At 68.8% G+C, this 24,272-nt stretch carries 21 protein-coding genes; 9 read left to right on the forward strand and 12 right to left on the reverse strand.

From position 1 onward, the window contains the following. The first annotated feature begins 29 nt into the window (after positions 1 to 29). Together DB31_RS37955 and DB31_RS37960 are read left to right on the forward strand one after the other, a co-directional pair. The gene (locus DB31_RS37955) at positions 30 to 842 is read left to right on the forward strand and encodes a hypothetical protein (RefSeq protein ID WP_044197443.1); all 813 of its coding nucleotides are present in this window, start codon (positions 30 to 32) and stop codon (positions 840 to 842) included. Further along, positions 839 to 3,403 carry an RCC1-like domain-containing protein gene (locus tag DB31_RS37960; protein WP_044197445.1) on the forward strand — a complete coding sequence of 855 codons (2,565 nt, stop codon included), beginning with the start codon at positions 839 to 841 and terminating at the stop codon, positions 3,401 to 3,403. Before DB31_RS37955 ends, DB31_RS37960 begins: the two co-directional genes overlap by 4 nt. 18 nt (positions 3,404 to 3,421) lie before the next feature. On the opposite strand, the gene DB31_RS37965 is transcribed toward DB31_RS37960, so the two are convergent. The 9 genes from DB31_RS37965 to atpG form a co-directional block, all read right to left on the reverse strand. Next, on the reverse strand, positions 3,422 to 4,450 hold the full coding sequence (locus tag DB31_RS37965; RefSeq protein ID WP_044197447.1) for an ADP-ribosylglycohydrolase family protein: 1,029 nt from the start codon (positions 4,448 to 4,450) through the stop codon (positions 3,422 to 3,424). A 57-nt stretch (positions 4,451 to 4,507) separates the two neighbouring features. Further along, positions 4,508 to 4,762: a hypothetical protein gene (locus DB31_RS37970; protein ID WP_044197651.1), complete on the reverse strand. Its 255-nt coding sequence runs from the start codon at positions 4,760 to 4,762 to the stop codon at positions 4,508 to 4,510. A gap of 11 nt (positions 4,763 to 4,773) precedes the next feature. Continuing rightward, complete coding sequence (locus DB31_RS37975) at positions 4,774 to 5,229, reverse strand: RrF2 family transcriptional regulator (protein WP_044197449.1); 456 nt, start codon at positions 5,227 to 5,229, stop codon at positions 4,774 to 4,776. Further along, a complete protein-coding gene (locus DB31_RS37980; protein WP_044197451.1) occupies positions 5,207 to 6,226 on the reverse strand; it encodes a 2Fe-2S iron-sulfur cluster-binding protein in 1,020 nt (339 codons plus the stop codon). Before DB31_RS37980 ends, DB31_RS37975 begins: the two co-directional genes overlap by 23 nt. Before the next feature lie 14 nt (positions 6,227 to 6,240). Then, positions 6,241 to 6,669: a group I truncated hemoglobin gene (locus DB31_RS37985; RefSeq protein WP_205628635.1), complete on the reverse strand. Its 429-nt coding sequence runs from the start codon at positions 6,667 to 6,669 to the stop codon at positions 6,241 to 6,243. Positions 6,670 to 6,804: 135 nt separating this feature from the next. After that, positions 6,805 to 7,215 (reverse strand): F0F1 ATP synthase subunit epsilon, encoded by a 411-nt coding sequence (locus DB31_RS37990; RefSeq protein WP_044197453.1) that lies wholly within the window; start codon positions 7,213 to 7,215, stop codon positions 6,805 to 6,807. 39 nt (positions 7,216 to 7,254) lie between these two features. Continuing rightward, on the reverse strand, positions 7,255 to 7,809 hold the full coding sequence (locus DB31_RS37995; protein ID WP_044197454.1) for a hypothetical protein: 555 nt from the start codon (positions 7,807 to 7,809) through the stop codon (positions 7,255 to 7,257). 30 nt (positions 7,810 to 7,839) lie between these two features. Beyond that, positions 7,840 to 9,285 carry a F0F1 ATP synthase subunit beta gene (gene atpD, locus DB31_RS38000; RefSeq protein WP_044197457.1) on the reverse strand — a complete coding sequence of 482 codons (1,446 nt, stop codon included), beginning with the start codon at positions 9,283 to 9,285 and terminating at the stop codon, positions 7,840 to 7,842. A 234-nt stretch (positions 9,286 to 9,519) separates the two neighbouring features. Beyond that, positions 9,520 to 10,413, reverse strand: a complete 894-nt coding sequence (gene atpG / locus DB31_RS38005) for an ATP synthase F1 subunit gamma (RefSeq protein WP_044197459.1) — start codon at positions 10,411 to 10,413, stop codon at positions 9,520 to 9,522. Positions 10,414 to 10,637: 224 nt separating this feature from the next. On the opposite strand from atpG, the gene DB31_RS38010 reads away from it, so the two are divergent. The 4 genes from DB31_RS38010 (at position 10,638) to DB31_RS38025 (ending at position 13,321) form a co-directional block, all read left to right on the forward strand. Next, positions 10,638 to 11,063 carry a response regulator gene (locus tag DB31_RS38010; protein ID WP_044197461.1) on the forward strand — a complete coding sequence of 142 codons (426 nt, stop codon included), beginning with the start codon at positions 10,638 to 10,640 and terminating at the stop codon, positions 11,061 to 11,063. Between the two features lie 105 nt (positions 11,064 to 11,168). Beyond that, on the forward strand, positions 11,169 to 11,792 hold the full coding sequence (locus tag DB31_RS38015) for a SanA/YdcF family protein (protein WP_420806740.1): 624 nt from the start codon (positions 11,169 to 11,171) through the stop codon (positions 11,790 to 11,792). 130 nt (positions 11,793 to 11,922) lie between these two features. Beyond that, positions 11,923 to 12,195, forward strand: a complete 273-nt coding sequence (locus tag DB31_RS38020) for a hypothetical protein (protein ID WP_044197464.1) — start codon at positions 11,923 to 11,925, stop codon at positions 12,193 to 12,195. Positions 12,196 to 12,199: 4 nt separating this feature from the next. Next, positions 12,200 to 13,321 carry an AI-2E family transporter gene (locus DB31_RS38025; RefSeq protein WP_044197466.1) on the forward strand — a complete coding sequence of 374 codons (1,122 nt, stop codon included), beginning with the start codon at positions 12,200 to 12,202 and terminating at the stop codon, positions 13,319 to 13,321. 60 nt (positions 13,322 to 13,381) lie between these two features. On the opposite strand, the gene DB31_RS38030 is transcribed toward DB31_RS38025, so the two are convergent. Then, the gene (locus tag DB31_RS38030) at positions 13,382 to 14,482 is read right to left on the reverse strand and encodes an SMI1/KNR4 family protein (protein ID WP_044197468.1); all 1,101 of its coding nucleotides are present in this window, start codon (positions 14,480 to 14,482) and stop codon (positions 13,382 to 13,384) included. Between the two features lie 424 nt (positions 14,483 to 14,906). Between DB31_RS38030 and DB31_RS38035 the strand changes: the two genes are divergently transcribed. Both DB31_RS38035 and DB31_RS38040 read left to right on the forward strand, forming a co-directional pair. Further along, positions 14,907 to 16,652, forward strand: coding sequence for a CotH kinase family protein (locus DB31_RS38035; RefSeq protein ID WP_240487128.1), 1,746 nt, complete (start codon positions 14,907 to 14,909; stop codon positions 16,650 to 16,652). 27 nt (positions 16,653 to 16,679) lie between these two features. Further along, complete coding sequence (locus DB31_RS38040; protein WP_044197470.1) at positions 16,680 to 17,027, forward strand: thioredoxin family protein; 348 nt, start codon at positions 16,680 to 16,682, stop codon at positions 17,025 to 17,027. A gap of 18 nt (positions 17,028 to 17,045) precedes the next feature. Here the strand turns inward: DB31_RS38040 and DB31_RS38045 are convergent, their stop codons facing one another. Next, positions 17,046 to 18,908 carry a methyl-accepting chemotaxis protein gene (locus tag DB31_RS38045; protein WP_052420571.1) on the reverse strand — a complete coding sequence of 621 codons (1,863 nt, stop codon included), beginning with the start codon at positions 18,906 to 18,908 and terminating at the stop codon, positions 17,046 to 17,048. A 192-nt stretch (positions 18,909 to 19,100) separates the two neighbouring features. Here DB31_RS38045 and DB31_RS38050 point away from each other — a divergent pair, with 192 nt between their 5' ends. After that, entirely contained in the window at positions 19,101 to 23,183 is a 4,083-nt protein-coding gene (locus tag DB31_RS38050; RefSeq protein WP_044197472.1) for a DUF3857 domain-containing transglutaminase family protein, read from the forward strand. A 53-nt stretch (positions 23,184 to 23,236) separates the two neighbouring features. On the opposite strand, the gene DB31_RS38055 is transcribed toward DB31_RS38050, so the two are convergent. After that, positions 23,237 to 23,998: an RpnC/YadD family protein gene (locus DB31_RS38055; RefSeq protein WP_276203684.1), complete on the reverse strand. Its 762-nt coding sequence runs from the start codon at positions 23,996 to 23,998 to the stop codon at positions 23,237 to 23,239. Between the last annotated feature and the right edge of the window lie 274 nt (positions 23,999 to 24,272).

Raw genomic sequence — 24,272 nt, forward strand, 5'->3', positions numbered from 1 at the left:
TAGCACACTTCCGCTCTATCCTTGGATCCATGAGCGACCCCAGGCGTCTTCTGCCCGTATGGCTGGTTGCGGGACTGCTGGCCGTTGGAGTGCTGCCGCGTCCCGCCGATGCACAAGGAGCACGAAGCAAGTTCGAGCGTCACCTCACCGCGGCAGCCCGGCTCTACGAAGCCCTGGAGTACGAGCGCGCCCTCACGCAGATCGAGCTCGCGCGCAAGCAGCCGCACAGCTCGGATCAAGAGGTGGAGCTGTCCCTCTACGAGGGCATCATCCTCGCCGAGTCCGGCAAGCAGGAGTCCAGCACCGCCGCGTTCAAGTCGGCGCTCCTCGTGCAGCCGGACGCGAAGCTGCCCGTGAAGGTCTCTCCGAAGGTGAACACCTTCTTCGAGTCCGTCCGCGAACAGGTGAAGCGCGAGCTGGCCGCCTTGGCTCCCAAGGAGCCGCCCAAGGCCGAGCCGCCGCCACCGCAACCCGTGGCCGCGCCCCCTGCAGCCGTGGCCACCCAGAGCCCCGTGCTGAAGGGTCTGCGCAGCGCCGCGCCCGTCACCGCCATCGCTGGGGGCACCCTGTTCGTGGCGGGTGGAATCACCTACGCGCTCTCTCGGAGCGAGCTGGGGCGCCTGCGCGACAATGACGCGGCCCTCGACAGCCAGGAGGCCGTGGACAAGACGGTGTCGAAGGGCCGCACCTTGCAGACGGTGGGCGTGGGGCTCGCGGTCGCAGGCACCGCGGGGCTGCTCGCCGCGGCGGGAGGCTTCCTGCTGGGCTCGCCAGAAGCGCCCGTGGCGGTGGGGCTGGGGACGGACGGGACATCCGCATTCGTGTTCGGGAGGTGGCCATGAGCGCCGTGAATCAGCGTAGGAGCATTCAAGCCGTGCGGTTCGCGGCAGGGCTCCTGCTCGCCAGTGTCCTCGGGTGCGCGGACTTCGATGCGGAGGGCAAGGCCTACTGCGAGCGCAACCCCGCCAACTGCAACCCGGACAAGACGCCTCCCACCTTCACCGGGAGCGAGCAGTCCGCCGCCCGCGTCCTCGGGCCGCAAACGGTGACCTTGAGCGTCACGGCGCAGGATGCGGAGACCCAGCAGCTCCACTTCACGTGGACGGCCAGCGCGGGCACGCTCGGGGAGCCGGCCCATACGAACACGGCGAGCCAGATCACCTGGACCTCTCCCCCCTGTCTGCCTTCCGGCAACTCCGTGACCCTCTCCGTGACCGTGACGGATGACGGCGGCTTCACGGCCCAGAAGGACTTCACCCTCTCCATCAACCCCTGCCCCACCCCCACCGTGTCCGCAGGCGACAGCCACTCGCTGGCCCTGCGCGCCGATGGCACGCTCCTGGCCTGGGGATCCAACGACTCTGGCCGGCTGGGGCTGGGCTCGCCCATCGCCCTCTCCGCCACCCCGACGAAGGTCCCCGGGCTGAACGCGCTCACGGCCGTGTCAGCGGGCGACCTCTTCTCGCTGGCCCTGCGTGCCGATGGCACCGTCTGGGCCTGGGGCTACAACTTCAGCGGTATCCTTGGCGTGGGGGCCACCTCCGACTTCGTCGCGACCCCGACGATGGTGCCCAACCTGACGGACGTGAAGGCAGTGGACGCAGGCGCGACCCACTCTCTGGCCCTGGCCAGCGACGGCACCGTCTGGGCCTGGGGCTTCAACGATTACGGCCAGCTCGGGGACGGCACCACCACCCTCCGCAGTGCTCCGGTCAAGGTGAACAACCTGACGGGGGTCATCGCTGTCAAGGCCGGTGGCTACCACTCGCTGGCCCTGCGGGACGACGGCACCGTCTGGGCCTGGGGTGCCAACTACTATGGCCAGCTTGGAGATGGGACGACCGTGAGCCAGTCCGCGCCGGTGCAGGTGGCGAGCCTCTCCGGCGTGACCCAGTTGGTAGCGGGCACCGATTACGCGCTGGCCCTGCGCGACAGTGACAAGACCGTCTGGGCCTGGGGCGCCAACTACTCCGGCCAGCTCGGGGATGGGACGACCACTGAGCGCTCCCAGCCCGTCTCCCTGTCCTCCCTGGGCAGCGTCACCGCGCTCTCGGCGGGAAGCGACTTCGCGCTGGCCCTGCGCGACGATGGCACGGTCTTGTCGTGGGGAGGCAACTACTCCGGCCAGCTCGGAGATGGGACGACCACCCAGCGCAGCCAGCCCGCCCCTGTCAATGGACTGTCCCCCGTGGCAGCCATCGCCGCGGGCGGCAGCTTCTCCCTGGCGCTCCACAAGGATGGAACGCTGTCATCTTGGGGAGTGACGACGGTGGGCCAGTTGGGAGACGGCGTCTCCAGCCTGCGCGTCTCCGCCGTGCAGTCCGCCGTGCCGCCCGGCACCACCATCACCACCGTCAGCGCGGGGGGCTACCACTCGCTGGCCACGGACAACGGCGGCGGCGTCTGGAGCTGGGGCTACAACCGGTACGGGCAGCTCGGAAACGGGACGACGGCCCAGAGCACCGTGCCCACCCGGGTGAACAGCCTGTCCAGCGTGCTGGCCGTGGCCGGAGGGGCGTACCACTCCCTGGCGATGCGCAATACGGGCGACGTGCGCGCCTGGGGACGGAACGCCTTGGGCCAGCTCGGCAACGGCACGACCGCCGATAGCACCACGCCCGTCGCGGTGACGGGGCTGATCGGAGCCATGACGGCCATCGCCTGCGGCGACAACCACTCGCTGGCTTTGCGAGACAGTGACAAGACCGTCTGGGCCTGGGGCTACAACGTCTACGGCCAGCTCGGAGACACCACCACCGCGAACCGCACCGCGGCCGTGCAGGTGTCCGGACTGACGGGCATCACCGCCATCGCGGCGGGCAGCGCGCACTCCGTGGCGCGGAGGAGTGATGGCACCGTCTGGGCCTGGGGCTACAACATCTACGGCCAGCTCGGAAACACCACCACCGCGAACAGCAGCTCGCCGGTGCAGGTGTCCGGGTTGACCAATGTCACCGCCATCTCCTGCGGGACCTACCACTGCCTGGCGCGCCACGGGAGCGGCACGGTCTCGGCCTGGGGCTACAACGCCTACGGCCAGCTCGGGAACGGGTCGACCGTCAACCGCCTCTCCCCCATCCCAGTGACGGGGCTGACCGGCATCGTCGCCATCGCCACCGGCCGGTACAGTTCCCTGGCCATTGGCAGTGAAGGCACCATCTGGGTCTGGGGGGATAACAGCTCCGGGCAGCTCGGGGATGGGACACTCACCAACCGCCTTGCTCCCGTACAACTGACGGGCCTCTCCAACTTCACGTCCCTCTCGGGAGGCGCCAACCACATCCTGGCCCTGCGCGGCGACAACACCGTCTGGTCCTGGGGCTCCAGCCAGTACGGGCAGCTCGGGGACAACTCGCCCACCTCGCGCCTCACGCCCGTGAAGACCACGCTTCCCCCTCCTTGAGGCAGAGGCCGCGCGGGCTCAGCGCTTGCGGTGCAGCGCGAGCGCCGTGGCCAGCGTCTCGCGCACCTGCCGCGCCTGGAAGAGGCGGTCCGCCGTGTCCACCAGGTTGTCCAAGTAGAGCACCTGCTTGCGCAGCCGCGCGGGCAGGGCTCGCGTGCCCAGGTGTGCGCCCAGCAGCGCGCCCGTCACCGCCGCCGCCACGTCCACCTCGCCGCCACAGCGGAGCACCAGCGCCACGGCCTCACGGAAGTCGTGCGGCACCTTCAGCGCCGCGTACAGCGACGTGAGCAGCACCGGCACCACGTGCGCGGGCAGCCCATCCACGCCCTGCAGCTCGGAGCGGGGCACGCCGATCTTCCGCAGCGCCGTCAGCGCCCGCGCTGTGTCCCACGTGAGCAGCCGAGGCAGGTGCCGCAGCTCCTCCGCCAGGTCCGTGTCGTGCACGGCCGCCGCCAGCGCCAGCTTCTCGCAGAAGGCCGCCGCCGTGAGCGCCTCCTCCTCCATGCCCAGCGCCACGGCCTGGGCGAAGGCCGCCGCCGCCGCCGAGCACGTGGGGTCCTTGTGCGTGACGATGGTGAGCACGCCCGCGTCATGGGGCAGGCGCTTGTGGCCCGCCTTCTCGAAGAGGCCCACCACCATGGCGCGGCTGAGCACCGAGGGGCACTTCACCCCGAGCGGCGCGCCCGCACTCATCCACGGTGCGCCTCCGGCCAGCCGCTGGAGCGACTCAGCGAGTCCGCGGGGCGGCTGGAGGATGACGCCCTCCTGCCAGAGCCAGGCGAAGTGGGCGGCGGCGCTGCGCCCGTCCACCTTGCCCTCGCGGATGATGCTCTCGCTGGCGGCCATCATCAGCTGGGTGTCGTCCGAGAACTGTCCCTTGGCGAACTTGCCGCGCGGGCGCGGGGCGAAGTCATCCGCCAGGTGGGTGAGCCGCGTGAGGCTGGCCGGAGGGATGCCCCGGAGCGGGAAGCCGAGGGCATCCCCGATGGCAAGGCCCAGGAATGCCGCATGGAACCTGTCCTGGCGCTCAGCGGGAGTCAGCGGCATCGGAGGGGCGCAGATTAACCGAGCGTCCCGCCAGCACCAGAGGAGAAATCTGCGGGCCTAGTCCCGGCCCAGGTTCACCACCGCTTGCAAGCGCGCGACCACGGCCTCCGCCCCCTGGTGCAGGTGGGTCCCATCCCACAGGGCGGGCGTCGTCGTTCCCCCCAGGCGGTGGAAGTCCGCCTCCACCTCCGGGTAGGTGAGGTTGCGGAAGCGCACCCGGTCCTCGAGTGCATGGTCCACGACATAGCGCCGGGCCGCGGCGGAGGGCGGATCCGCAATGCGGTGGAAGAGTTCCAGCAAAGGCGAGTCCATGTTGAGTGAGTTCACCCTTCGCGCGCCGAGGGGGTGGGGAAGAAGAGGGTGAGCAGATCCGGGCGCGAGCGCTTCGTGAGATCCGCCAGCGTGTACTTGTCCAGCACCCCGAGGAACGCCTCGCGGGCCTCGAAGAGCACGCCCTTGAGGCCGCACGCGGGCGAGATGGGGCATGTGTTGTGCTCCCGGTCGAAGCACTCGGCCAGGTGGAAGTCCGGCTCGGTGGCCCGGAACACCTTGCCCAGGGAAATCTCCGAGGGCGCCCGCGCCAGCATCACGCCCCCCGAGCGCCCGGGGCGCACCTCCACGAAGCCGTGCTTCCCCAGCGCTTGCATCACCCGCACCAGGTGGTTCTTGGAGATGCCGTACGCCTCGCTCACCTCTTGGGTGGAGACGAGGCGATCCGGGCGTGCGGCCAGGTACAGCAGGACGCGCAGCGAGTAGTCAGCGTGAAGCGTCAGATGCACGAGCCGTCGCCCCCAAGCCCTCGGGAGGGCGGGCACTCGGCAGGAAGGCATCCGCGTGAATGGCCTTCAGGGAGAGTCCCGCCAGGAAGAGCTTCTTCCGAAGGGATATCACCCGCTCCGGGTTCCCGCAGAGGAATGCGCGCCACCCCGCGGGCTTGGGGCACTCGGCGCGGATGAGGGTGTCCAGCTCTCCCACGGCGATTCCCTCGCCCAGACGGCCTTCGAGGACGCTGGGGCGGTAGTGCAGGTTCGGGTGGCGCGCGGCCAGCTCGCGCAGCGCCTCGATAAGGTAGAGCCCGCTCCGCTCCCGGGCGCCGTGGAAGAGCCAGATGGGACCGGTGTGGCCTTCGGCGAGCGCGTCCCGCACCACGCCGTACAGCGGCGCGAGCCCCGTGCCCGTGCCCGCGAGCAGCAGCGGCTGCTCGGGCTGGCCCGGGACATAGAAGCACTCGCCCACGGGGCCTTGAATGCGCACCGTGTCCCCTGGCCGGGCCTGTGTGCCGAGCCAGCCACTCATCGCCCCGCCCGGCAACAGGCGCACGTGCAGCTCCAGCGCCTCTTCCCCCGGCAGGCTCGCCAGCGAGTAGCTGCGCGCCAGGCCATCCCCGCGCAGCAGCGTGAGGTACTGCCCGGCTCGGTAGTCGAACGGAGCCTCCGGACGGAGGCGAACGCGCAGCACCTCCTCGCTCAGGAGCTCCAGCGACTCGAGCCGCGCGGGCACCTGCAGTTCCTCGGCGCCCCCGGAGAGCTCCAACTCCGAGCCCGGCTCGGGCCGGCAGGAGCACGCGAGGAAGTAGTTGCGCGCCTTGAGCGTCTCCTTGAGCCCCACCTGGGCCTGCGCTGGCACCGCGCCGCTCACCGCGCGCACGAGGCAGGACTGGCACACTCCCGCCTTGCACGCATGAGGCACGGAGACGCCCTGGCGCAACAGCCCCTCCAGGACGGACTCTTGAGGCTCCAGCGGGTACCACTGCGCCGCGTATCGGATCCGGGACATGGCCGCTCCTCCCGTTACCGGTTCAGCACATCCGCCCGCATGCTCTCGGCCGCCTTCAGCACTTGCTCGATGAGCAGCCGGGCCACACCCAGTTCCTCCAGCGTGCCGCCCAGGTGCTCCGCCACCGCGTCGAAGTGCGCGTCATTCAGCCCGCGCTTCACCAGATGCGCGTGGCCCTTGCGCATGTCCATGCCCGTGTAGTTGTGGGGCCCGCCACACACCATGGTGAGGAACGCCTGCTGCTTGGCCGCCTGGCGCTCCATATCCACTCCCTCGAAGAAGGGGCTGATGCGCTCGTCCATCAGCACGCGCCGGTAGAAGAGCTCCACCGCCGCCTCCATCGCCTTCGGCCCGCCGATCTGCTCGAAGAGGCTCCCCTTCTGCTCCCCACCCACCGGCTGCACCGCCTGCACTCCACCGCGCTGCTCAAACGCTCGCTCCATGTGCGCCTCCTGGCCCTTCTGGACCGAAAAGATGCATATAAAATGCATCTTTTAGAGCGCGCCCGCAAATACCCGAAAGTTCAGGGTCAGAAGAGGGGGTTGCGGGAGGGAGAAGGCGGGGTGAGAGGACGGGGACTACGGGGCGCGCATGGTGGCGGCGTTCATCCGCGCGGCCTCGCGGCGCACCGAGGCCTGCTCCACCTCATAGCGGGCGTCCTCGGGCTTCAGGTCCTTCAGGCGCTGCTGGGCCTCGCCCATGCGGCGGCGCGCAGCCTCCACGTCGATGCCCGACACGGGCTCGGCGCCATCGGCCAGCACCAGCACCTTGTCGTTGCTCACCTCGACGAAGCCACCGGCCACGAAGAAGGACTCGCGGCGGCCGCCATCGATCAGCGTGAGCACGCCGGGCTCCATCAGCGACAGGAAGGGGGTGTGGCCTGGGCGCACGCCGAACAGACCCTGGCCGCCGGGAACGATGGCCTCGTCCGCCTGCACCGAGAGGATGCGCTTCTCCGGGGTGACAATCTCCACGCTCAGCTTGGCCATGTGCTCCTCGCGTCCTGCTGCTGCTTCCGCTGCGTCAGTTCAGAATGTCAGCTGGTAGGTCTTCGCACCCACCGCCTCGAACTCCACCTTGGCTTCGTCCGTGAGGCGGGGGCCCTTGCCGGGGATGCCCAGCGTGCCCTCCAGCCACTTGAAGTGGGCCTTCATCTGCCGCACTTCGCCCAGCTCCTTCGAGCCGAACAGGAAGTCTTGCAGGCGTCTCTCCTGCAGCTTCTGCCCGTTGCGGTCGTACAGCTCCGCGACGACGGCGTTGGCCCAGCCGGGCACCGTCACCTTCTTCTTGCCCCGCTTCTCCACCGTGGACTTCGTGCCCTTCTCCACCAGCGGGCGCAGCAGCCAGAAGCGCTCGCCATCATTGGAGGCGAAGTAGAAGTCGTCCACCGTGCCGACGCAGCCGTTGAACTGCCAGGCGGGTCCGCTCTCCTTGAGCATCTCCACCCGGCACTGGCCCGGCTTCTCCTGCACGAGCCGCACGCTGAACTGGCCATTGGCGCTCACGTGCACCCTGCTCTTGCGCTCCTGGGCGAGACCCGGGAGCGCCACCAGCAAGGCCAGGGCGAGAAGCGTGCGGCGCATAGGGTGCACCTACGGGACAGCGGGAAGGGGTTACGCCGCCGCCAGCTTCCGGGCGTTCTCGAGCACCTCGTCGATGCCGCCCGCCATGTAGAAGGCCGCCTCGGGGATGTCGTCGTGCTTGCCCTCGGCCACTTCCTTGAAGCCCTGGATGGTGTCCTGCAGCTTCACGTAGCGGCCCGGCTTGCCGGTGAACACCTCGGCCACGAAGAACGGCTGGGACAGGAATTTCTGAATCTTGCGGGCGCGCGCCACCGAGAGCTTGTCCTCCTCGGAGAGCTCGTCCATGCCGAGGATGGCGATGATGTCCTGCAGCTCCTTGTACCGCTGGAGGATGCCCTGGACCTTGCGGGCCACCGCGTAGTGCTCCTTGCCCACCACGTTCGGGTCGAGGATGCGGCTGGTGGAGTCGAGCGGATCCACCGCGGGGTAGATGCCCAGCTCGGAGATGGCGCGGTTGAGCACCGTCGTCGCATCCAAGTGCGCGAACGTGGTGGCGGGCGCCGGGTCCGTCAAGTCGTCGGCGGGCACGTAGATGGCCTGCACCGAGGTGATGGAGCCCTTGGTGGTGGAGGTGATGCGCTCCTGAAGGGCGCCCATCTCCGTGGACAGCGTGGGCTGGTAACCCACCGCGCTGGGGATGCGGCCCAGGAGCGCGGACACCTCGGAACCGGCCTGGGTGAACCGGAAGATGTTGTCCACGAAGAGGAGCACGTCACGGCCCTCCACGTCGCGGAAGTACTCGGCGATGGTCAACGCCGTGAGGGCCACGCGGGCGCGGGCGCCGGGCGGCTCGTTCATCTGGCCGTACACGAGGACGCACTGGCTGTCCTCGAGCTTGTCCATGTTGATGACCTTGGACTCCTGCATCTCGTGGTACAGGTCGTTGCCCTCGCGGGTGCGCTCGCCCACGCCGGCGAACACGGAGAAGCCGCCGCGCTCCTTCGCCACGTTGCGGATGAGCTCCTGCAGGAGCACCGTCTTGCCCACGCCGGCGCCGCCGAACAGGCCGATCTTCCCACCACGGGTGTAGGGGGCCAGCAAGTCAATCACCTTGATGCCCGTCTCGAAGGCCTGGACGCGCACGTCCTGGTCCACGAAGGCGGGGGCCGGGCGGTGGATGGGCCACGACTGGTCGGACTTCACCGGGCCAATCTCGTCCACCGGCTCGCCAGTGACGTTGAGGATGCGGCCCAGGGTGGCCTTGCCCACCGGCACCTGGATGGGGGCGCCCGTGTTCTTCACGGGGGTGCCGCGCGCGAGGCCTTCGGTGGAGTCCATGGAGATGCAGCGCACCATGTTCTCGCCCAGGTGCTGCGCCACCTCGATGGTGAGGTTCTCCGCCTGGGAGCTGATGGTGGGGTTGGTCAGCTTGAGGGCGGTGTACACCTCAGGGAGTCCGCCGGGCGGGAACTCCACGTCGACCACGGGTCCCAGAACCTGGGTGATCTTGCCTACCGTCGCAGCTTGAGCGCTCATGAGTTCTTCTGCCTCTTGGGAGGCCGGCTGAAAGCCGCCTCACGTCTAAATCGGCCCGAGGGTGGGAGGGCGGGCCCCCTTTACCGGGGGGGCCCATCCGGGTCAAGCCTCGTGGCGCACAGGGTCAGAAGTGGGGCTTCAGAACCACCCCTGAACGCCGAGGGGCCTGCCTTCCTGGTTCGGAAGAGCAGGCCCCGGGGGCTGTACGGCGAAGTACGTCTGGAGAGCGCTGGGCTACTTGAGGGCCTCGGCGCCGGAGACGATCTCCATGAGCTCCTTGGTGATGACGGCCTGGCGCGTGCGGTTGTAGTGCAGCGACAGGGCGGCGATCATGTCCGTGGCGTTGCTGGTGGCGTTCTCCATGGCCGCCATGCGGGCGCTGTGCTCGCTGGCCACGCTCTCCAGCAGGGCGCGGTAGAGCTTGATGGAGACGGCCTGCGGCACCAGCCGGTCCAGCACCGCCTGCCGATCCGGCTCGTACTTGAAGTCCACCAGGGCGGTGCCCGCCGGAGCCTTGGCGGCGCCCGGAGCGGGCTCGGCGCCGAAGGTCTGCAGCGGGAGGATCTGCGAGACGACGACCTTCTGGCTGATGGCGGAGACGAACTCGTTGTAGATGACGTAGACGGCATCCACCTCGCCATTGAGGAAGCCGGCGGTGAGCTCCTCGGCCACGGCCTTGGCGGAGAGGTAGTTGAGCTGCTGGTAGAGGTAGCCGAAGTCCTTGCGGATGTTCTGGCGCCGGTTGCGGAAGAAGTCGTGGCCCTTGCGGCCCACCGTGGAGAACTGGATGCGCTCCAGGGCGCTGTTCTCATAGAGGAAGCGGCTGGCGCGGCGAATCACGTTGGAGTTGAAGCCGCCAGCGAGGCCGCGGTCCGAGGTGAGCAGCACCAGCTCGGCCTTCTTGATGGGGCGGGGCGTCAGCAGCGGATGGGCGACTTCCTGATCCGCCGAGCGGGACGCGAGATCCGCGATGATCTGATCCAGCATCTGCGCGTAGGGACGCGCGGCGATGATGGCGTCCTGCGCCTTGCGCAGCTTGGCGGCGGACATCATCTTCATCGCCTTGGTGATCTGCCGCGTGTTCTTCACGGAGCGGATGCGCTTGCGAATGTCGCGAAGAGACGCCATGGGGCCTGTAGCTCCTGTTCGGACGCGGGCCTTGGCTCCCAGAGGGGGGCCAGGCACCGGGCGGCGCCCCCTATATAAGCGGTGCGTCAGCCGGTCAACCGTGGAAGCGGGGCAGCGCGGGTCCGGGCCAGGCGGCCAAGCGGAGAGGCTCCCCGCCTCGGATGCCGGGTCACTCCGGGGGGCATAGCCTTCCAGGGCAGGCTCCCCGTGCCGGAGGTGTCCCCATGGCCTCGCTGCTGAGCGGTCCCATCCTCGTGGTCGAGGATGACCCAGACATCCGGGAGCCACTGCTGAGCTACCTGGCGCTCAACGGGTACGAGACCGTCCATGCCACCAATGGCCGCGAGGCCGTGGAGCAGCTTCAGCGCACGCCCCGGCCGTCCCTCATCCTGCTGGACATGGCCATGCCGGTGATGGGGGGCCACCGGGTGCTGACGTTCCGCAAGGAGGCTTATGGCTACCAGGCGATCCCGGTCATCATCATCTCGGCGGGCATGGCGGCCATGAACCCGAGGGACCGGGCGCTCTACGCCTCCAACTACAACGTGGCGGCTTTCCTGAGGAAGCCGGCGGAACCGGAGCAGCTGCTGGAGTTGATTGAGCTCCACGCCCAGCGCCTGGAAGGTGGCTCGCTGGGTGCCCCGGCTTGAACGAGCACCCGCTCCACCCCCTTCCCGGCCTGAGCGGGAGGGGAGACAATGCCCTGTCTCTCAACGGTGTTTCCTGGCCCATGGGGGCGTCGCGGCGTGCTCGGAGTGTGGTTGCGCAGAGGGCTCCTCGGGAGCGCGCTGGCATTGGCGGCCCTGGTGGCCGTGTCGCACTTTGTGAAGGTGCGGTACGAGGACCGCATCGTCCCCCTGAGCGCGGCTCCCGAGGCCCCCGTGGTGCTCGTCTTTGGAGCGGGCCTGGCGCCGGGAGGGGTGCCCTCGCCGGTGCTGGCCCAGCGGCTGGACACGGCGATTGCCCTCTGGAAGAGCGGCAAGGCCCAGGCGGTGCTCGTCAGCGGGGACAACTCGGACCGCTTCCATGACGAGACCCGGGCCATGCGCCGCTACATGGTGCAGCACGGGCTGCCCGAGCAGGCGGTACTGGGAGACGACTCGGGGCTGTCCACCTATGACAGTTGCGTGCGCGCCTTCACCGTCTTCCATGTCCGCAAGGCGCTGCTGGTGACCCAGCGCTTCCACCTGCCTCGAGCGCTCTACATCGCCAACTCGGTGGGCATGGACGCGTGGGGCGTGGCGGCGGATGAGGGCCGGCCCTCCACCCGGCGCTACGCGGTGCGCGAGACACTCTCCCGGGTGCTGGCGCTGGTGATGGTGGCCCTGGAGAGGGAGCCTGCCTACCCGGCGGGCCGGGCGCCGAGCGTGGCCCGCTGAAGGGCCGCCGAGGGCTTCAAAAGGAAGAGGGCAGGCAGGCGGGCAGCGCTCGTTGCCGCGCCCCCCAGGGCTCCGCACTGTTAGCGCGAAAGCAGCCGACCCACCGAGTTCCTCGGAAGGAGGAAGGATCATGCGCTTCAAGAAGCTGGGTTCGGAGGATGTGGGCGAGGCAACCTCGCGGCGCCATGTGGACCCGGTGACGGGACAGGAAGAGGTGAACATCACCGACCAGGACCTGGCCGCCACCCCGCCGCTGGAAGAGGAGCCTGACTTCCGCGACATCCTCCCAGATCAGATTCACGAGTTCCGCCGCAGCGATGAGGAAGAGGAAGAGCGCGAGCTGACGGCGCGGCCCAGCGAGCAGCTGCGTCCGATCCAGAAGAACGAGCTGCCCGAGGGGTAGCCGCGTGACTCCGGCGTCGCGGCCGCGCTCCCAGGTGTCGCCCCGCACGGTGTGGACCGTGGGGCTCAACGTGGTGGCGCTCCTGGCGGTGCTCAGCGTGGTGCGAGCGGCCAGCAATGCCCTCTCGTGGGTGCTGCTGGCGCTCTTCCTGGCGCTGGCGGCCCATCCGCTGGTGGCGAGGCTCGAGCGCCTGGGCCTGCGCCGGGGGCTGGCGGTCGCGCTCATCTTCGTGGCCACCCTGAGTGGGGTGGCGGCCCTGCTGACGACGTTCGTGCCCATGCTGGTGGACCAGGCGCGGGCACTGGTGGAAGCGGGCCCGGGTCTCATCGAGTCCCTGCGCCACCAGGGGTGGTTGGCACGGCTGGACGCGCGTCACCACCTCTTCGACCGGCTCTCGGACGAGGCACGCCAGCGCCTCCCGAGCGCGGCCATGCCCGTGCTGGGCGTGGTGGGAGGCATCCTTCATCACCTGGCCGCATTCATCACGGTCATCGTGCTGGCAGCCTTCTTCCTCGCCTTCGGCAAGGACCTGTTCGAGAAGGCGCTGCTCTGGCTGCCTCCGGGCCAGCGAGGACATTGGGAGGAGCTGGGCCTGCGGATGCACCGCACCGTGGGCCGCTACGTGGCCGGCTCGGTCTCCATCTCGCTCATTGGCGGCGTGGTGACGACCGTGACGCTGCTGCTGCTGGGAGTGCCCTACTTCCTGCCGCTGGGCCTCATCATGGCGGTGCTGGGGCTCATCCCCTTCATTGGAGCGTTCCTCGGCGGCGTGCTCATCATCGGGACGACGTTCGCCTCGGCCGGGACGCATGCGGGCTTCATCTCGCTGGCGGTGTTCCTGGCGTACCAGCAGGTGGAGAACCACTTGCTCCAGCCCTTCATCCAGCAGCGCACCCTGCGCATGAACCCGCTGCTCATCGCGCTGGCGATGCTGGCGGGCACCGCGTTCGCGGGCATCCTCGGAGCGCTGCTGGCCCTGCCTGTGGCGGGCGCCCTGCAGATCCTCGCGCAGGACATCCTCACGCATCGCCAGGCACGGTGGGCCCTGGAGGGGAAGGACGACACCCTCACGCTTCCGCCTCGGCCTCCGCTCCCTGAAAAGGAGGGGACCGAGGCACGGCACTGAGCGCCCCGGGCAGAAGCTTCGCGCTTCTCTCCCCCGGGGAACTTCACAGGCCCCAAAGGCTCAGCGCCTGCGCGCCGCAGCCTTCTTCGCGGGAGCCTTCTTGGCTGCTGCCTTCTTCGCGGGAGCCTTCTTGGCTGCCACCTTCTTCGCGGGAGCCTTCTTGGCTGCTGCCTTCTTCGCAGGCGCCTTCTTGGCTGCTGCCTTCTTCGCAGGCGCCTTCTTGGCTGCCGCCTTCTTCGCGGGAGCCTTCTTCGATGCCGTCCGAGCCGCGGCCTTCTTGGCAGGCGCAGCAGGCTTCTCCGCAGGAGCAGCCTTGAGGTTCTCGATGCGCCGCTCGGCGGCAATCACCGCGGCAGTCTCCAGCCCTGCCTCCGCCTTGGCCGGTTCCTTCTTGGCCGGTTCCTTGGCCGCAGGCTCCTTCTTCACCGGCTCCTTCTTGGCGGGCTTGCTCGTGAGGCTCTTCACACGCCGCTCGGCGGCAATCACCGCAGGCGTGTCCAGCTTCACACCGACCCCGGCCTTGGGAGCCTTCCCGCTCTTGGGAGCGCGCGGCCCCTCCTCATACTCGTACTGGAGCTCCTGGACCTCGGCCTTCTCTTCCTCGGCCTCCTCGTCACCGGCGAGCTCGGTCAGCGCACCCTCCACGGCAGCAATGGCTCGGGCGAAGGTGCGCTCGCCGAACTCCTCCTGCTCCACCGGAGGCACCAGCACATTCAGCATGTTCGCCAGCGAGCGGTAGAAGCGCATCTCCCGCTTCTCCTCGTCCCAGCTGCCGTAAATCCAGTCCTCGGCCCCGAGCGCCTGCACCCACTCTGGCAGCGGCCCGCCCCCATCGCCCTGCTCCACCATGGCGGACTTGCGCGCCGTATACAGGTGGCGGTGCGGGCCCTTCACCCCGAAGCGCCACACCCCCGCCACCGGCAGCCCGACGATCGCCTTGCGCGTCTTCTCCAGCACGCTGGCCTGCTCGCCCTCACCGTGCAGGGGGAAGAGCATCACTTCCCCCTCGAACGAACCGCCATTGAAGGCCGCATACAAGTCGCCCAGCTCGCCCGGCAGCGGCACCCCGGCCTCCGTCTCGGCCCGCCGCAACTCCTCTGCGGCCACCCCGGGGGACTTCGTCTTCGCTGACTTCTGCAGTGCCTCCAACCACTCGTGCATGGCCCCTCCACGATTCAGCGACGCCACGTTCAGGCGTCCAGGCCTCGCTGCGCAGTGACAATGTCGGTATTCGTGCGCAGACTGGCCAGGGAAAGCGTGATGTCAGGCGGAGTTCTACACCGCTCTGCCCCTCTCCCAGCGAATCTTCACGCATCCGGGTGACGTTTCTGCTCGCCAGGGAGGGCACGGCACCTGCCCGCCCATGCCCTCGGATTGCCCACGGTGGGAAATTCTTTCCCCATTTGGAGGGCTTGCCTTTTCGCTCGCCTGATCGCCTGGGCACCCCAGCTTCCACCAGCGGACACCTGGCCAGGCACGTGGCCTGCACGGTCTACGGCCTTGGAACGGAGGGGCTATGGGGCGTTGGGGTTGGCTGCTGGTGTTGAGCGTGGCAGGACTGGTGGCATGTGGGCCTGAGACCCCAATGCCCCCGAAAAACGACCCGGGGAGTACAGGAACGGACGTTCTGCCCTCGCTGCCGGATGCGGGGCCGGGGGATGGCGGAGACGTGGACACCCCGCCGCTTCCACCGGACAACGGCCTCCCGGATGCGGGACCGCCGGATGCGGGGCCGCCGGATGCGGGCCCACGCTGGGGGGAGTACCCCCCGGTGCAGACGCGGGTGCCCGTCTTCGAGCTGCAGATTGCCCAGGCGGACCTGGACTGGCTGGACGCGAACCCCACCTCGGACAGGGAGGTGCCGGTGGTGGTGGTGCTCGACGGGGAGCGCGCTCCCGGCCTGGTGCGCTACCGCGGCGCGAGCACCCGGACGCTGCCTCAGAAGAGCTTCAAGATCGAGCTGGATCCTGGCTACGAGCTGGAGGACCGCGACCACTTCGAGCTGCTGGCCGAGTGGTACGACAGCGCCAAGCTGACGGAGAAGTTCGCGGTGGACCTCTATACCGCCATGGGGCTGCCGGTGCCGCGCGCCCGCTTCACCCGGGTGAAGCTCAACGGCCAGGACAACGGCCTGTACCTGGACATGGAGCACGTGGGGAAGGACTACCTCAAGCACCACGCCATGGAGCGCAATGCCTCCATCTACCGGTGCGGGGCTCGCAACTGCGAGATGACGCTCCGCTACAACTCCGCCTACCAGCAGGACTTCGAGAAGAAGACCAACGAGGACACGGGCCGCGAGGACCTCGACCAGTTCCTCACGCGGCTGAACCGCACGGATGACGCGGACTTCGAGACGAAGGTGGACCGCTACATGAACCTCGAGTCCTACCTGGGCAACATGGTCGCGGACGCGCTCATCTCCAACAACGTCATCGAGGACTCGAAGAGCTACTGGATCCACGAGCACACGAAGGACCGCTGGGAGTACGTGCCCTGGGACTTGAACAACGCGCAGATGCTCTTCTGGCGCACGTGGAACCCGGACGATCCGCCCATCACCAACCGCTGGCCGCAGACCTTCAGTGCGTATGACCCGTGGGTGCAGCGCATCTACGAGGAGCGCCTGGTGGACCGTCCCGGCCAGCAGCCGACGTGGAATGTCATCAACACGCGCATCTGGGACCATCCCGCGCTGCGCGCCCGCCTGCTGGCGAAGCTCGAGGCGGCGCTGGCGGGCCCCTTCTCGGAGGCGAAGGCGAACGCGCACATCGACAAGCTGTGGGCCGTGGTAGAGCCGCAGCTGGCCGCGGACCCGTACGTCTCCCGCGAGCACGTGGCGCGGGCCCGGAACTTCCTGAAGCAGTACGTGCGCAACCGCGCCATCTTCCTCCGCGGCCTGATGAGCACGCTGAGGGCCCACGGGAGCGGTCCCCTGGTCATCCGGGAGATCAACGCGGGCAGCGCGGGCTACATCGAGCTCGTCAACCGGGACACCCTGCCGATGATGCTGGAGGGCTACGAGCTGACGAACGACCTGCGCGCCACCACGCGCTACCGGCTGCCCACCGTGAACCTGGCCCCTGGACAGACGGTGCGCTTCATGGCCACCGGGAACACGGCGCTGGGCCCCATGCACCTGCCGTTCACCCTCTCCCGCTCGGGCGGCGAGGTGGGCCTGTTCGACGGCAAGTGCGTGTCGGCCGCCGGGAAGCAGCTCGTGTACTCGCCGGTGGACACCCTCTATTACGGGCCCATTCCGTACGGGACCGTGTACGGGCGCAAGACGCCCCAGAGCGAGGACTTCGAGCGAAGGCCGCTGGCGCAGTAACGGCCCGGCCGTTAAGCAAGAGGGACCATGGCGCACCCTCAGACATATGAAGCCACCACTGAGACCTTCGACGCCCTGGTGCTGGAGCCTCGGGGCGAGCTGGTGGTGGTGGACTTCTGGGGCGAGGGCTGCCCGAACTGCGACATCTACGCGGCGGCCGAGCCCGCGCTGCTCGACGAGCTGCAGGATGCGCCCATGCGCGTGGTGAAGGTGAACGCCTACGTGCACGAGGAGCTGGCCAGGCGCTTCGGCCTCTACGGCATCCCCACCTTCCTGCTGTTCCGGGATGGGCAGCGAATCGGGAAGATGAGCCAGTACTACGGCAAGGAGTACTGGCTCGGCGTCATCCGCGACCACCTGCCTCCCAAAGCCTGAACGACGGCCTGAGCCGGCTCAGGCGCTCTGGAGCTCGCCGTTGGACGGGGGCTGTCCGCCGTCGTCCAGCGGCGCCACCGTCTCGAACGACGTCTCCGCGGAGGGAGGGCCTCCCGGCTCGGGGGGCAGCGGAGAGGGCCCGCTCAAGTCAATGCCCTCCAGGCTGCCGACGCGGAAGAAGGACGTGAGCCGCCGCAGCGCGTCCGCCTGCACGGCCAGGGCCTCGGCCTCACGCGCCAGGCCCTCCGCGGACGTCGCGTTGGCCGTCGTGGAGCCCTCCACGGCCGCCATGGCCTCGCTCATCATGCCCACGGCGGTGGACTGCTCTCGGGTGGAGGCCGCCACCTCGTGCACCAGGTCCGCCGTGCGGCGGATGGAGGGCACCAGCTCCTTCAGCTGACGGCCGGACTCCTCCGCCACGGCGCGGCTCTGGATGGCCAGCTCGCCAATCTCGCGCGCGGCGGACTTGCTGCGCTCGGCCAGCCGGCGGACCTCTCCGGCCACCACGCTGAAGCCCTTGCCGTGCTCGCCAGCACGGATGGCCTCGATGGCGGCGTTGAGGGCCAGCATGTTCGTCTGGTGCGCGAACTCCTCGATGTGCGACACGTTCGTGGAGATGCGGCGCATGGCGTCCACCGTCTCGCCCACCGCCTTGCCGCTCTTCTCGGCGTTGAGGGCGCCCACGCGGGCCTCCTCCTCCATCTTCCGGCAGCTGTCGGTGTTGCGCAGCACCGCTGCGTTGATCTCCTTGAGCGTGTGCGCGTTCTCCTCGGTGATGGCGGCCTGGTCCCTCGCGCCATGCGCCAGCGCCTGCGAGGAGGCCGCCAGCAGCGCGGAGGCCGAGGCGAGCGAGGCGGCTCCGGCGCGCACCTCGGCGACAATCTTGGTCAGCCGGCCCACCGCCTCTCCCAGCGCCTTGCCCAGCGCATCCTGCTCCGAGCGCGGCATCATCCGCACCGTCAGGTCGCCGTGGGCCAGGCCCACCGCCATGGCCACCATCTGTTGCATCGAGCGCGCCATGTCCAACGTGGAGCGCAGCAGCAGGGCGATCTCATCCTGGGTGTCCGCCTCCAAGTCCAAGGCCTGCTCGCCCTCCTCCAGCAGCTCCAGCTCGCCGCGCGACAGGCGCATCGTCATGCGGGTGAGCCGCGCCACCGGCTCGATGATGATGCGAGAAATCCACCACGCCAGCGCGAGCCCCAGGGCGCTCAGCACCAGCCCGAGCAAGGGCAGCAGCACGCGCAGCCAGAGGAAGGAGCTCTCAGCGCTGTGGTGAGACAGCTCGGCGAAGCGGCGGTTGAGGGCCTGCAGCCAGCCCGTGGCCTCCGCCAGCCGCGTCAGGGCGGAGTCGAGCTGCTGCTCGTCCACGTGCACCTCGCCCAGGAGGATCTGCTCCTTCAGGGGCTGGTAGCCCGCGGCGCCCACCTCGAACAGCTCCAGGGCGGAGGCCTCGTCCATCTCCAGCTTCTGCTCGCTCGTGCTGGACAGGATGTCCATGAAGACGGAGCGCTTGGAGACCACCCACTCCTTCTTGTACCGGGCCACGAAGTCCAGCAGCGCGTCCTGGTGCTCCTTCACCCGGGCCGCGCGCACGGTGCGCTCTTTCTGAAGGCGCTTGGCTTGCTCTGGGGGGAGGTTGGCCTCGTCCTTCTTGAGGGGGAGTCGCGCCATGAGCCGCAGCTCACCCGAGAGCGCCTCGCGGTGCGAGTTGGCCTCCTCGAGCGCGACGATGGGCATGAGCATGAAGCCGTACAGGTTGTCGTGGTCGGACTGGAGCGCCCACGTGCCTCGCAGTGCCACCAGCACCACGAAGACCACCGACACCGGGATGAGTACGGCGATGAGGGCCAGCTTCCAGAACAGCTTGAGACGACGGACCATGAGTGAGTCCCCCCGGGCGGGACAGGGCCGTCCCGGAGAAGGAGGCCGGAGTATAGAAATTCTGTACCCCCTACAGACAGTCCCTCGTGTGGGGAAAGCGTCAATGGGCAGGGCGGCCAGGCGTTCCCAGGAGGGGACAGCCCCCTCCCCCTCTCCCGGCGCGCGGTGGACAGTGCGAGAGTGAGGGCTCGCATGCGTCTCGTTCTTGCCGTCCTGCTTGCCTCCTTGCCGGCCTTCGCGGCTGAGCCCTGGGATGCGCCGCCGTTCACGGCGGATCCGTCCGCTCTTGCTGGAGCCGCCGCGGCGCTCCCCACCCCTCCGGGGGCCGAAGTCGAAGTGCTGCTGGAAGAGGGCACCTTCTCCTATGACGCGAAGGGCCGGGAGACCTCCACCTCACGGCTCGTCTACCGCGTGGTGACACAGGAGGGGGCCAAGAACTGGGCGACCATCGGGGTGGGGTATGCCCCGTGGCACGAGGAGCGCCCCGAGGTGCGCGCCCGCGTCATCACCCCGGATGGGAAGGCGCATGAGCTGGATCCCTCCACGCTGGCGGACACCAGCCCGGCGGACCGGGAGCCGGAGACGCTGTCGGATCAACGGCTGCTGCGCGGCCCGCTGCCGGCCATCGTGCCGGGAGCGGTGGTGGAGCAGCTGATCACCACGCGCGAGACGGAGAGCGTGTTCGCCAGTGGGGTGGCGCGGCGCTTCTTCCTCGGCAAGGAGGTGCCGGTGCGGCGGGTGCGGCTGACGCTGGATGCGCCCCAGGGCCAGCCGCTGAACTTCGTGACGCGGGGCCTGCGCACCAAGCCTCGGAGGGTGGAGGCGAACGGACGCACCCGGCTCGTCTTCGAGCAAGGCCCGCTGGAGCCCTTGGCCATGCCCGAGCCGTTCCTGCCCGCGGACGCGGTGACGTGGCCGCACATCGCCTTCTCGACGGGCCGGGCCTGGAATGACCTGGCGCGCCGCTACCACGAGACGGTGGAGGCGCAGCTGGCCGGGGCGAACCTGGAGCGCACCGCGCAGGAGATTCTGGGTGAGGAGAAGCGCCGGGAGGTGGTGGCGGCGAAGCTGACGAAGTGGATCCACTCGCAGGTGCGCTACACGAGCCTCCAGTTTGGCGAGGCCGCCGTGGTGCCGCGCCAGCCCGCCGAGGTGCTCGTGCGGCGCTATGGCGATTGCAAGGACCTGTCCACGCTGCTGGTGGGGCTGCTGCGGGCGTCGGGGGTACCGGCCTCGGTGGCGCTGCTGCGCACGGGGCTGGAGGACGTGCAGGAGTCACTGCCCGGCTTTGGGCTCTTTGATCACGCCATCGTCTATATACCGGGGACTCCGGCGCTGTGGATCGACGCGACGGACGCCTTTAGCCCGCCGGGGGTGCTGCCTGCGATGGTGCAGGGGCGGCTGGCGCTGTTGGCGCACCCGGACACGAAGAGCCTGGTGCGCACGCCCGAGCTGCCGGCCTCGGCCAACCTGACTACCACGACGCGCGAGGTGTTCCTGTCCGAGCGCGGCCCCTCGCGCATCACCGAGGTGAAGGAGTCCATGGGCACGGTGGCCTCCGCGTACCGCGAGCACTTCGCGCTCACCGAGTCCGCCCGGGTGCGCGAGGGCTACGTGGACTATGTGAAGAGCGCCTTCTCGGCCTCGGACGTGAAGAAGCTGAACCCGGTGGAGCTGGAGTCCCTGGAGAAGCCGTTCCGCGTGGAGCTGGAGGTGGAGGAGGCCAGCCGAGGCTACACGGACGACAAGGAGGCGGCGGTGGGGCTCGGCGGGGCGTACCTGCTGGGGCGACTGCCGGACTACCTGCTGGAGGAGACCTCGGACGAGCAGCCGAGGGGCAAGCGCCGGGGGGAGCTGGTGCTGCTGGAGCCGTACGTGGCCGAGCTGCGCTACCGGGTGGCGTCTCCGGCGGGCTACACGCCGAAGCCGCTGCCGAAGAACTTCACGCGCAAGATGGGGCCGGCGACGTACTCGGGCGAGTACGCGCTGATGGGGCGCGAGGTGAACGTCACCTTCCGCTTCGACACGGGCAAGCGCCGCTGGTCCGCGGCCGAGGTGGAGGCCTTCCGCACGTCGTTCGATGCGATGAGCCAGGAGGAGGAGTCACTGCTCGGGTTCGAGCATGACGGGGCCTCGCTGCTGGCCGAGGGCCACGTGCCCGAGGCGCTCGAGGTGTACCGCCGCATGGTGGAGCTGCACCCGAAGGAGGCGCTGCACCGAGGGCAGCTGGCGCTCGCGCTGCTGGAGGCGGGCGCGGGCGAGGAGGCGCGCACCGAGGCCCGCCGGGGCACCGAGGTGGAGCCGTCCTCGGCGCTGGGCTGGCGCACGCTGGGGTGGGTGCTGCAGCACGACACGCTGGGGCGCCGCTTCAAGCCGGGCTTCGACCACGCGGGGGCGGTGGCGGCCTACCGGAAGGCGCGGACGCTGGATCCGACGGACTTCGAGACGCGCGGCGACCTGGGCATCCTGCTGGAGTACGGGCCTCAGGGGGATCGCTATGGCGAGGACTCACGCCTGGAAGACGCGGTGGCCGAGTACCTGGCGCTGCGGCAGGACCTGAACCGGAAGGACATGGACGACCACCTGCTGCTCGACCTGTTCCTGCTGGAGGAGTACGCGGAGCTGCTGAAGCGAGCCAGCGGGATGGAGCCTTCGCCGCTGCGCAACAGCGTGCGGCTGAGCGCGTCGGCGATGGTGGACGGGGCGGCGGTGGCGGTGAAGAACGCGGCGAAGTGGGTGCCAACCATGGATGCGCGGCGAGAGGCGCTGGAGGATGCGGCGAACCGGCTGATGCGCCTGCGCCGCTACCCGGAGGCGCACGCGCTGCTGACCGAGGCTGCCAAGGGAGCGCCGGACGCGGTGGAGAAGCAGCGGCGGCTGATTCCACTGGCGAAGGCAGTGCGCTTCGAGCCCAAGTCATTGAAGGGGGATGATCCGCGCTCGGTGGTGCAGCGGCTCTTCCTGGCGATGCTGGACGACGAGGGCGGCCAGGCCCAGGTGGAGAGGCTCCTGCACAAGCCATCGCTGGCAGCGGAGCCGGAGCTGGCGGATGAGGTGATGCGGACGGTGCGGGTGCTGCTGAACCGAGGGGTGCTGGCGGAGGTGCCGCAGGCGAGCGCGGTGGACATGGCGCTGTCGCTGATGGAGCTGCGAGTGGAGGGGGATGCGAAGCGGGGCTTCCGCGTCCAGTCGCGCCTGCCGTTCGAGACCTCCAGCGGGAGCGGCACGGAGAACTGGTTCATCGTGCGAGCGGGCACGGAGCTGCGGCTGTTGGGGACGGGGTACGACTACGGAGTGCTCGGGCAGGAGGCGATGCGGCGGGTGGAGGCGGGGGACCTGGAGGGAGCGCGCCAGTGGCTGGACTGGGCGCGGGACTCGATGCCTTCGACGCTGACGGAGCAACAGGCAGGGGCCAACTTCCTGCGGCTGTGGAAGAAGGAAGCAACGGCGGGGAAGGAAGAGCTGCGGGTGGCGGCGGCAAGCCTGATGGCGTTCGGCAAACAGGCGGTGCGAGCGATTCCGTACCTGAGCCTGGCGCGAGAGCGAGCGGCGACGGACACAGAGCGGCGCGGGTTCGATCGGGACTTGCTGGCGGCGTACTACCACCTGAAGCGGCTGCCCGAGATGCTGGAGACGGCGGACCGGCTGCTGGAGGTGGCACCGGTGGATGAGTCCGCGTACTACCAGGCGACGTACGCGCTGCGGCAACTGGACCGGCCGGACGAGCTGACGAAGCGGGCGGAGGCGCGGCTGAAGCTGCTGCCAGACGACGACAAGGCGCTGGAGACGCTGGCGAGCGTAGCAACGATGCGAGGCGAGCTGGCGAAGGCGCAGGAGTACCGGAGGCGCATCGTCGAGGCGGGCAAGGCAACAGCGCACACGTACAACGAGCTGGCGTGGAACACGCTGTTCTTGGGGAAAGTGGACGAAGGAGCGGTGGAGGACGCGCTGAAGGCGAACACGCTCACGAGCTACGGGAACGCGTCCTACGTGCACACGCTGGCAACCATCTACGCGGAGCTGGGCAAAGGACAGGAGGCGCGGCAGCTGCTGCTCAAGTCGCTGGAGTTGCAGGGAGCAAGCGCACTGCAGGCCTACGATTGGTACGTGGTGGGGCGAATTGCGGAGACCAACGGACTGCTGGAGGAGGCCCGAGCGGCCTACCAGCGAGCGAAGAGCCCCAAACCGGATATCAACAGCGTGGACGCGCTAGCGAACTCACGGCTCAAGGTGCTGGAGAAGGGCCCAAGGACGGTGGCGAAGCCCACGCCGTAACGTCAGCGCCCTCAAGGCTTCGAGGCCTTGGGACGCCCAAAGCGCCTAGTCGCCTACCGGGCGGCGGGCCCGGAAACAGGAGCAGGCTCGAAGATCTCCGAGACGGACTCAGCAATCGCAGCCCTGCGCACCCAGACCTTGAGCTGTGAGAGTTCCGAACAAGCCATGATGCGCTGGCGCGCAGTCTCATCCACCGTGAGCCCCCGGGCATCGAGCACCTCCAAGAGGGCTGCCTGCTCGCCTTGATGGAGCCCCTTCTCAAGCCCTTCTTTCAAGCCCTCTTGCAAGCCCTCCTTGCGTCCCTGGGCGACATACCTGCGGGCGAACTCGCTCTGGTACTCGTACTTTCCTTGTTGCATCAGTGCCTCCAGGGCGTTTCGAACCGCCTCGCTGAGCGAGGACACGATCAAGTCAACGTAGAGGGTGCTGCGCTCTTCATCAAGGCCCCGCACCACTTCAATCACGGTCTGGGCAATCGACACTCCCACCTCCTCATGCCCATGTGCCATGGCGGACAACACTGCTAGCTCCGGATCCTTCTGAGCGGCCTGTTTGTCTTGAATGACCGGGATGGCGTTGGGCCCTATGACGAGGGGCCGGAGCACGAAATCCGGATGGCCCATCTCGATGGGCTCTGCGCACCAACGAGCCACGGAAGCATCTGGAGCGACGACGAAGAGCGCCGCGGGACATTTCTCACGCGAGCGCACGCTGGCGAGATACAGCGGCCACGTCTTCCGCTTGCCCTCGTCACGTGACAACTGCACCTCCACCACGATGGCGAAGATGGGCTTGTCGTCCAGCAGGAGTACCACCAAGTCTGCTCGATACGCAGTGGGTACGACCTCGGTGAGCTCCGCAGACTGCACCCGCGCCTGAGTCCAGACCGGAAGGTGGAGACCGAGCGCATCACGCAGCAACTCAGGCGCCAGTTCTGGGCGATTGCGGAACAGGAGCAGGAGACCTTCGTGCTGCATCGAAACCATGGCGCAGCAAGCTACCTGCTGGGTCTGACAGATCCTGACCTACTAGGTTCTGCGACTCACGCTCTACTCACGAGACCATAACCTTGGAGCAAGCACGGTGAGC

Origin of the sequence: Hyalangium minutum (genome assembly GCF_000737315.1) — a bacterium.
Taxonomy (GTDB): Bacteria; Myxococcota; Myxococcia; order Myxococcales; family Myxococcaceae; genus Hyalangium; species Hyalangium minutum.